The organism is Stygiolobus sp. RP850M (genome assembly GCF_037389295.1).
Classification (GTDB): Archaea; Thermoproteota; Thermoprotei_A; order Sulfolobales; family Sulfolobaceae; genus Stygiolobus.
Window position 1 is genome coordinate 1 of sequence record NZ_JBBHKU010000013.1, and the last position, 2,541, is coordinate 2,541.

The following is a 2,541-nucleotide window of genomic DNA, read 5'->3' on the forward strand; positions in this document are numbered from 1 at the left end:
AAATATAAGACTACATTTCATTGAAAAGAGTGAAAACAACAACGAGCTGATTTTACTGCCCACATCAGTACCTGACGGTTTTATAAAAATGTTGACAATCCTTGTAGCTGTGTATCTGTTAAAAATGTCGACAATCATTATCGATGAAATAGAGAACTCCCTCCACCTTAAGTACATTGAAAGACTAGTTGATATAATGCGATATTCCGACTCACAGTTCATAGCAACTACACATTCGCCACTAATTATCGACTTCATGGATCCTTCAGAAATAATAATTCTTGATAAAGAAAGAGGAGAGACTAAAGTTAATAAAGTACAAGAGCCGGAGAAATTGAAGGAAAAGTTAACTGAGAACGGCATCTTGTTAAGTGAATGGTTGTTATACTAAGTGAAAAATAATGAAAATAATTCTAGCAATTACAGAAGATAAATACGGTTGCAGTGCAATCGCTGAATTAATCAGAAAACTTGAAGAGAATAAAAAGATAGAAAATGAAATCAAATTAGATTGCCATTCTATGGGTGGAAAAGGAAATATAATCTCTGCAAAGACGGTAAGAATTGTAAAAAGTTCCATTTTTAAAGGATACAACAAAATCATGATCTTTGTGGACAGCGATAATGAAGATTCCCAAATACTGGAAAATAGGATACAGCAGTTATTAGATTTTGCCTTGACTTCAAGGCTACACCTAACGAGAAATCCCATAACTGCTGTAGGATAAAAGATATGTTAAAAAGAAATGGTGTAGATATGAATAAAGTCTTTATCATTGTTTTCAATCCTCATATTGAAATACTCTTAGCACCACAAGAGAACAATCCGTTAGAATATTTGAAAACGCATGATAAATATGAAAAGAGTGACTTACCTAAACGTATAAGAAACATAGACTTAAATACGGTCTATAAATTAGAAGTTTTTCAGAAAATTGTGAAAACCTTGAATGACCCTTAATTGTGGACATCCCCCCAATATTCGATAATTCTCTCCATATATAGACTTTCTAAGGATAGGAGTGAGATGAAAGTGTAGGGACAAACGTAGGAATGTAATAAAATTAATTTAGCTTAATATGTTTCTGAACGCTAACTTGCAAAGATTCATAAGAGTGTTATATCCTATTCTTTCATACTTAGTAAACCTACCACTACTTGACGGAATTTCTATCTTAACATCTTTACTAACGATTTCATTTACAATCTTCTCGACGCTACAAAGATCTCCTAGCAAAAGAATTCTCATAAGTCTGGGCTCAGCACCTAAGGCCCTTTTCACTAAGCACCATGGGCAAAGCCTCTTACCTGGTGAAATCAAATTCTTTATAGATCTTACGTCTTTCTCGTCTCTCGCAACTCCGAGCTCAATTAATTTTTTCTCGAATTCGTCTTCCTTGGGCATTATAATTACCGCTGGCAAAACACCACATGAAGTACAGAATTCGTAACCTCTTCTAGATTTCTCACCAATTTGAGGTAACTTGTCAAATTTAGTTAATTCAAATAATTTTAAGCGTGACTTGGGAGTAACTTTCACTAGTTTACTCTTCTTAAACTCACTAACTAATTGACGATATTTATTGTCGTAAATCTTCCACGAATCTGAGCGTAATTTGCTATTGTTAAATATCTCATCCTTAATTACACTCACTTGTCTCACACGAATGTTTAAAGGAGTAGTTTGAAGTAAATCCTCCGTCAGTTTTAACACTTAAAGATATTTTAGTTTTCTTTGCATAACACGTATATTTCCAAGGGAGGGATCCTATACTATTAAAATACGTGAGGAAACGTAAAAGGTTCAAGACAATATCTTCTTACTTTCTACAAGCATATTCCTAACGTCCTGTAACAAGTTTTTCACACTGTCTAAATCTAACTTAGCTTCATGAAATCCCCAGACGTGAAGTGTGTAAGCTGAATTCCAGCCGTTTTTAACCCAATCACCTAACTTCAAGGAGAGTTTAATTGCAGCATTTGTTAAAGTGTACGTATGCCATCTATCTTCTTTTACGGCTTGCTGATATTCTGACAAGTTGAACTTCTCAGCCAAAGCCTTAACAATTTCCTCGGCAACTTTGTAAGTCTTTTCAGAGGCTTGTATGACGTCACCCTTCTTTAAATATTCCTCAGCCTCAGTCATGTATTTCTCAGCTAAAATGAGTCTGAGTTTTACCCCCTCTTGCGGGTCTCCTTTAGATAGAGCAAAAATTATTAAGTCCTCGATGTTTATACCCTTCTCTTCCGCCTTTCTTATTAATTCCTCCATTATGACATATTTGGTGTATATGCCTTAAATCAATTACAGCTATTAATCCGTCTCATTATCCGTTTAACCAAGAGGGTTTGAATTCAACCGCCGTTTGATACAGTATCGAGATCTGTGGGGGTTTGGGCTTCATAGGATTTCATATTACTTAATATCAATCCTCAGCCGTTGGGCTTCACCGGAGTCACGGGTCATTGCCCCGTTCATACCCCTCCGCCCCTTTAGCGGGATAACCCCGACCCACCTACTCCCAGTGGGAGTAAAAAAGA

At 35.8% G+C, this 2,541-nt stretch carries 3 protein-coding genes and 1 pseudogene; 2 read left to right on the top strand and 2 right to left on the bottom strand.

Translation table 11 applies throughout. The annotated features are described in order from the left end of the window. Both WIW52_RS00705 and WIW52_RS00710 read left to right on the top strand, forming a co-directional pair. A partial coding sequence (locus WIW52_RS00705; protein ID WP_337707948.1) for an AAA family ATPase occupies positions 1–391 on the top strand: 391 nt, incomplete at its 5' end. Between the two features lie 10 nt (positions 392–401). Further along, the gene (locus tag WIW52_RS00710) at positions 402–728 is read left to right on the top strand and encodes a hypothetical protein (protein ID WP_337707950.1); all 327 of its coding nucleotides are present in this window, start codon (positions 402–404) and stop codon (positions 726–728) included. A 425-nt stretch (positions 729–1,153) separates the two neighbouring features. On the opposite strand, the pseudogene WIW52_RS00715 reads toward WIW52_RS00710, so the two are convergent. Both WIW52_RS00715 and WIW52_RS00720 read right to left on the bottom strand, forming a co-directional pair. Beyond that, positions 1,154–1,714, bottom strand: a pseudogene (locus WIW52_RS00715) (type III-B CRISPR-associated protein Cas10/Cmr2); the annotation flags it as partial. Between the two features lie 90 nt (positions 1,715–1,804). Then, the gene (locus tag WIW52_RS00720) at positions 1,805–2,272 is read right to left on the bottom strand and encodes a PaREP1 family protein (RefSeq protein ID WP_337707951.1); all 468 of its coding nucleotides are present in this window, start codon (positions 2,270–2,272) and stop codon (positions 1,805–1,807) included. Between the last annotated feature and the right edge of the window lie 269 nt (positions 2,273–2,541).